Here is a 6,652-nt window from a genome sequence, read left to right as displayed (position 1 = left end):
GGCCATCGCCGTCCTGCAGAACTACGAGATCGCGCGAGGATGAAAAAGCCTCAGTCACTGCCGACAAATAGGTGACCGAAGGGTGTGGCGCGGCCGGACGGAGTGGGCGAAGATTGGGATGTCCCGGCCTCAGCCGCTCCGGAGGTGCTGAATGCGCGTCACCCGATCGCTGGCCATCGGCTTGGCACTGGCCCTGGCCCTGACAGTCTCAGGATGCACCTCTGAGCCGTCACTGAAGGATGCGGCGGACGAACTACAGAAGGACACGCACCGCTTGGAGACCGACGATCTATTCAAGAACCCGCTGATGAAACTCCGGGTTTTGCAGCGTCCAGAAAAAGACATCCCCTGCGATAAAGGGAAGTTTAAGCGGGTGTTGCGAGCCACGGCAGACGATGAACGAGCCGACGAGCCACTGACCTCTCATCTTGGGCGGGCTCAGGCGGTCATGGAGAATGTCCTAGCCCAGCGGCTCGGCTATAAGGTGGATTCTGATCCCAGTCAGGAAAATACAGAAGAGGGGCGCTTCATTCAGGGTTCTAAGAGTTCAGGGATCTCAGTGGTCGTATATGTTTCCCCTGAACCTCCTACGTGGCGACTGCATGCCATGACCTCCTGCCTGCCACGATGAAGGCCGCGCTAGTTCCATACCCTTAGTTGTTCTTTGGCTTGCTCGCTGGCAAGGAACGCCGACGAGTATTCAATTTTTTTGTCCAACTCGTCATTTTGATCCATCCACTGCTCGTATGAGGCCAGCTTCGTCCGGAGCGCTTGCTCCAGCGTCTTGTCTTTGCCTACCTCTCCCTTGGCTTCGTTGAAGAGCTCATCATAAGTCTTTAGATGACCGGTCTTCTTACTGACAAGTTGGGGCGGCGGATCACTCACGGGGTAGCGGGCCTCGTGGAGGATGTACGCCATGTCGTACTTCTGGCGGAGGACGAAGTCCGACCGAGCCCCGGTCGCTTTCTCGACCCTGGTCTCGAAGCTGTCGGCCCAACCATCCAGAAGAGTGCTGATGCCGTATGCCTTGACGAGGCTCCAGGCAGCGCCTGGGATGGGGATCTTGTCGATTCCAAGAGCCATGGTGTTCTTTGTGATGTCTCGGATCAGGTCGTCGGTGGCGTCCAGTTCGCCACGCACATCCAACGTCGCTTTGAACTCGACTCCGGCGAGGTCACCGAACATCCTCGCCGTGTCTTCGAAGTATCTGGTCGTGCCACGTGCGTCCAGACGGGCTGCGGCTGTCAACGTCTCATGGCGGAACCGGCCCGCTTCCGTGTCGAAGTCCTCGGTGAGCCGTTCGTCCCCGACGAAGGTCTTGAGGAAGCGATGGGTGTCGCCGGGGCTGAGATGGAACGCCGGAGTCACCCCCGGAAGAGTGATCCAGTTCTCTGGGATCTTCATGCCGGAGGCGCGATCCACGGCCTTGTCGAAACGGGCGCCCGAGGCCATTTCATGGATGTAGGACTTCGCGATGGCCACCATGGATTCTCGTGCGGCCTCGGGCATGTCGTCACCGAAGGAGCCCGCCGCCCTCATCATGTCCATGGTGAACGCCGCAGCCGCCGGGCTGTGGTGCCCCGCCTGTTCTGCCGTCGCCTCGGTGCCCGCCTTCATGGCCCGGCCGAAGGCCGCCGCCACCTCGTCCCCGGTGTCGATCACCTTGGCGTAACCGATGAGGTGTTTCATCTTGTCGACCTGGCTCAGCTTCAGGTCCGCCCCGCCCATCTTCGCGAACGCGTCCCGTACGGCCGCGCCGTCCCTGGCGAGGAGATCCAGTGACATGGCGACCAGGTCGGCGGAGTATCCGTACGCCTTCGTATCGGTGGTTCCGGCGGCGCGGCGGTCCTGGCCTGGATTCTTGGCGAAGTCGTCCAGGACCAGGCCGCGGGCCGCCGCGCTGCGGACGGCTGCCGGAGCGCCTGCCCCCTTGAGCAGGGCGAGACGGTTCCAGGCGGCGGCCTTGTCATTGGTCGGCTTGGCCAGGTCGGCCTTGACCTTGGTGAATGCGGGGACGAGGGCGGGAGCGCGGAGAGCCGCGCCCAGAACCTTGCTGAAGGCCGCCAGGTCCTGCTTGGCGGTCTTGCTGCCGGTGCGCGCGATACGGCTGGCCAGGCTGTCGCGGACCTGTGGGGACAGCAGGGCGTAGAAGGCGGCGGCGGCTTGGGGGTTCTTCGCCAGGGCCGCCACCTCGTCGGCGTGCTCGTGGATCAGCTTGGCCTGGAAGTCGCCCTCGAAGTTGACGAAGATGTCCTTGCCGTACATGGTCGCCAGGCCCCGGGCGGCCTCCAGCGCCTCCAGGTCGGCGGGGAGCCGGACGAGCGAGGAGCCACCGGCCCCTCCCGTGCCGCCCGGCTCCGGGGCGCCCGCGCCCAGATCGTTGATCAGGTCGATCCGGCGGCGCAACATGGACACCTGCTCACCGCCCCAGCCCGCGATGTCGGCGATCTCCCGCAGCTCCGGAGCGCTGATCCCGTACCGCCGCAGTCTGCCGTCGAGTTCCCGGCTGAGGGAGGTCAGCCGGTCGGCCGCGCCGCCCAGGGAGGACGCCAACCGTCCCATCCCGTCGGGGTCGATGCCGCAGAACTCGTCACTGGATGCCACCGGGACTTCCCCCTTTTCGATCGTTGACGGGCGGATGGGACCGGTCGAGCCGGTCGGCGCCGGCCCGGTGCCCGGCGAGAGCTGGGGCCGCGCCGGTCGGGTTCGGCGTCCGGCGGGGGCTCGGATCGCGCCGGTCGGGTTCGGCGTCCGGCCGGAGGCTCAGGCCGTGCCGGTCAGGTTCGGCCGGCCGCCTCCCGGCGCATGGCGTTCGCCTGCGACTCGGTCACCGTGGCGGGCTGGCGGCGCAGCTCCTCCTCGATCACGTCGACCACCCGCTGGGCGAGTTGCCCGAGCCGCCGGTGCCTGGCCTCCAGTTCGGCGGTCCACGCGGTGGCGGTCGGCCCCGTCCAGACCTGCCCCGACCGCATCGCCGCGGAGGCGGGCCGGTATGCGCGCCGTACCTCTTCGGCCCGGTCCGCGGCCTCCGTCAGCAGGCGTCTCAGCTCCGCGTGCCGGGGATTGGGCACCATCGGCTCGGCCACACCGCCCCCGCCCTTTCCAGGACCCCGATGAAAACAGACCGTTGAATACCGTTGAATACCACAGTAGGTATTGATCGTTCATGCCGACAAGGCTCGGATGACGTTTGCCACGTTTTCGGTTTCGCTTATCGCCCGGCCCGGTCCGCCATTGCTCGTAGAATCCCGTTTTGAAATATCACGACTTTCGCCTCGGCCGGGCGGGCTCTCCCCTGCCACGGCGGACCCCCGGTCTCGGTGATCCGGAGACCGGGGGTCCGCGCACGCGAGGAGGCGGCCGGGCACGGCACGCCTCGCACGCGGGGAAGCGCCGGGCCGGGCGGGCCTCAGTCGTGGAGGTGGTGCCGCCGTTCGAGCGCCGCGCCCTCGACGTCCACGTTCGGCATGATCCGGTCGAGCCACTTCGGGATCCACCAGGCCGACGTTCCGAGCAGGTGCATGAGCGCCGGCATCAGCAGCAGCCGCACGACGAACGCGTCCAGGAGCACCCCGAAGGCCAGGCCGAACCCGACCGAGCGGATGATGATCGACTCACTGAACACGAACCCGCCGAACACCGCCACCATGATGACGCCCGCCGCGATGACCACCGAACGGCCCGCGCGCAGGCCCTGGGTGACCGCGAGACGCGCCGGTGAGCCGTGCACGTACGCCTCACGCATGCCGGAGGCGAGGAACAGCTGGTAGTCCATGGCGAGGCCGAACAGGATGCCGACCAGGATCACCGGCAGGAAGCTCAGGATCGGGCCGATCCCGGTGATGCCGAGCGGACCGGCGAGCCAGCCCCACTGGAACACGGCGACGACCGCGCCGAAGGTCGCCAGCAGTGACAGGATGAAGCCGCCGGTCGCGACCAGTGGCACCAGGAACGAGCGGAAGACCACGATCATGATGAGAAGCGACAGGCCGACCACGATCAGGAGGTACACCGGCAGGACCCCGGCGAGGCTCTCGGAGATGTCGATGTTGATCGCCGCCTGGCCCGCCACGCCGAGCGAGACGTCGCCGTCCACGGCCTCCACGAAGACGGGCTTCATCGTCCGCAGGTCACGGACGAGCCGCTCCGTCGACTCGCTGTTCGGCCCCTCGGAGGGCACGACCTGGAAGGCGATGACCCTTTTGTCGCCGGACACGCCGGCCGGGGCGACGGCGTCGACGTCGCCGAGATCCGCGAGGGCGTCCGCGACGGTCGTCTCCGCCGCGGTGAGGTCGTCGTCCGGCACCGCGGCCGGGAGGGTGGCGACCACGAGGAGCGGCCCGTTCGCGCCCGCGCCGAATTCACGCTCGACGACGGTGAAAGCCGTGTTCGTGGTCGATCCGCTCGGTTCGGACGAGCCGTCGGGAAGGCCGAGCCGCATGGACAGGGACGGAATCGCGACGACGAGCAGGGCGATCACCGAGGCGAGGGCCGTCACGACGGCACGCCACGTCGGCATGGGCGTGACGGGCCTGCTCACCGGTGCGGCATCCGCCGCGGCCGGGGCCGCCGGCACGCGTTCGCGTCTCCTCCGGGAGAGCACGCGCATGCCCGCGAGCCCGAGCAGGGCGGGCGTGAGTGTGATCGCGACGAGTACGGCGATCAGCACGCACACGGCGCCGACCGTGCCCATCAGGCCGAGGAACGGGACACCGGTGACGTTGAGCGCGAGCAGGGCGACGACCACGGTCGATCCGGCGAACACGACGGCGTTGCCGGCGGTGCCGTTGGCGAGGCCGATGGACTCGTGGACGCCGGCGCCCTGCAGCAGCTGCTTGCGGTGGCGGTTGACGATGAACAGCGAGTAGTCGATCCCGACGGCCAGGCCCAGCATGACGCCGAGAACGGGGGTCACCGAGGCCATCTGCACCACGCCCGAGAAGGCGAGGGCCGCCAGAACGCCGGTGGCCACGCCGACGAGCGCCGTGACGATCGGGAACGACGCGGCCATGACGCTGCCGAGCATGACGAGCAGGACGACCGCGGCGATCACGACGCCGACCGCCTCACCGACTCCGATGATCTGCGGGACGCCCTGCGCGATGTCGGTGGAGAAGTCGACCTCGACGCCGTCGATCGGCTTCGCCGTGAAGTGGTCGATGACCCCGTTCTTCGTCTCGGGGGCCAGTTCCATGCGGGGTTCGGTGAACGCGATCGTCACCCGGGCGGCGGAGCCGTCCCCGGACACCATGCGGATCTTCGACGCGTGGGCGAGCAGTCGCTCGCCGAGTGCGAGCCGTTCACCGTTCCTCGTGAGCTCGGCGCGTGAATCGTCGATCTTCTTCCGCTGCTTCGCGAGTGTCGCCTTCTGCGCGTCCAGCCGCTTCTGCTGCGCGTCGAGCACCGCGAGCTGCGGCGCCGGCGCGCCCGCCGCCTTCGCCTGCTCGCGCGCCGCGTCGAGCCGGTCCTGGGCGTCCGCGAGCCGTTTCGCACCGGCGTCCAGCTGCGACCGGCCGGCGTCCAGCCGGGCACGGCCGTCCTCGATCTGCTGCTTGCCGCCGATGAGCTCCCGTTCACGGTCCGCCCGCTGCCGCTCGGTCTCGAACGGGTCGACGGCCCGCGTGACTCCCTTCAGTCCGCCGGCGTCCGCGACCAGCGCGCTGATCCGCTCCCGCTGCTCCGGGGTGAACGGCGAGCCGTCGGCGGTGTGGAACACGGCGGTGCCGGACGCTCCGGCGAAGTCGGGGAACCTGTCGGCGAGCTCGTCCACGACCTTCGACGAGGCCGTGTTGGGGATGTCGAAGTTCGAGGTCAGCGTGCCGGATCCGGCGGCGAAGCCCGCGCCGGCCAGGACCAGCAGCACTGCCCACGTGGTGATCGTGATCCACGAGCGCCGTGCGGCCGCCTTGCCCAGCCGGTAGAGGAGTTCGGCCATGTAGTCACCCCTTCAGGGCTTCCGAGAATTATCATACGCAACGTACCGTATTTGAAATATCGCTAGGATGAGGGCCATGCCGAACCGAGGTCGCGGGGCGCCCCGCAGTGAGAGTGCGCGGCTGGCGATCCTTCAGGCGACCGCCAGGCTGTTCGCCCAGCGGGGCTATGAGCACCTGTCGATCGAGGGGATCGCCGCCGAGGCGGGAGTGAGCAAGCAGACGATCTACCGCTGGTGGCCGGCCAAGGGCGATCTCGTGGCCGACTGCCTTCTGGACGGGATGCTGCTGCCGTCCAGGCTGACGATTCCGGACACCGGAGATCTGCGCGCCGACCTCGTCGCGTGGCTGGATCAGCTCTTCCAGCTCCTCCGGGAGCCGGACGGGCGCGGGCTGATGATCTCGCTGATCGCCGCCGCGACGGCGAACGAGCAGATCGGCGCCCGGCTGCGGGACAGCCTCGGCGGGAGCTCCTCACTCGCCGGGCGCCTCGCCGCAGGGATCGAGGCCGGCCAGCTGCGCGGTGACGCGCTCGTCGCGGAGCTGAGCGAGGCCCTGGTGGGCGCCATGATCGTCAAGGCCCTCAGCGGCCGCCCCGCGGAGAGCGCGGACGCCGTACGGCTCGTCGACGCCCTCCTGATGCCGCCGGCCTGACCACGAGGCTCCGGCCATGACGGCCCCCACCGAGCCGCCCACGTCCCCAAGCCGCCCACGTCCCC

5 protein-coding genes are annotated in these 6,652 nt (G+C 68.3%); 2 read left to right on the top strand and 3 right to left on the bottom strand.

The genetic code is table 11. The features are described 5' to 3' along the window. Window positions 1–151 precede the first annotated feature (151 nt). The gene (locus AB0D67_RS27995; RefSeq protein ID WP_362942170.1) at window positions 152–631 is read left to right on the top strand and encodes a hypothetical protein; all 480 of its coding nucleotides are present in this window, start codon (window positions 152–154) and stop codon (window positions 629–631) included. Between the two features lie 8 nt (window positions 632–639). Here AB0D67_RS27995 and AB0D67_RS27990 read toward each other — a convergent pair whose 3' ends face one another. From AB0D67_RS27990 to AB0D67_RS27980, 3 genes are all read right to left on the bottom strand, one after another. Continuing rightward, the gene (locus tag AB0D67_RS27990) at window positions 640–2,604 is read right to left on the bottom strand and encodes a hypothetical protein (RefSeq protein WP_362942167.1); all 1,965 of its coding nucleotides are present in this window, start codon (window positions 2,602–2,604) and stop codon (window positions 640–642) included. 173 nt (window positions 2,605–2,777) lie between these two features. Further along, on the bottom strand, window positions 2,778–3,086 hold the full coding sequence (locus AB0D67_RS27985; RefSeq protein WP_362942164.1) for a hypothetical protein: 309 nt from the start codon (window positions 3,084–3,086) through the stop codon (window positions 2,778–2,780). Window positions 3,087–3,409: 323 nt separating this feature from the next. Beyond that, window positions 3,410–5,935, bottom strand: coding sequence for an MMPL family transporter (locus AB0D67_RS27980; RefSeq protein WP_362942161.1), 2,526 nt, complete (start codon window positions 5,933–5,935; stop codon window positions 3,410–3,412). Window positions 5,936–6,011: 76 nt separating this feature from the next. Between AB0D67_RS27980 and AB0D67_RS27975 the strand changes: the two genes are divergently transcribed. Further along, window positions 6,012–6,587 (top strand): TetR/AcrR family transcriptional regulator, encoded by a 576-nt coding sequence (locus AB0D67_RS27975; RefSeq protein ID WP_362942158.1) that lies wholly within the window; start codon window positions 6,012–6,014, stop codon window positions 6,585–6,587. Window positions 6,588–6,652 lie beyond the last annotated feature (65 nt).

The organism is Streptosporangium sp. NPDC048047, from assembly GCF_040653115.1.
GTDB lineage: Bacteria > Actinomycetota > Actinomycetes > Streptosporangiales > Streptosporangiaceae > Streptosporangium.
Note: the sequence above shows the minus strand (reverse complement) of the source record. Positions and strands in the feature narration are given on the sequence as shown.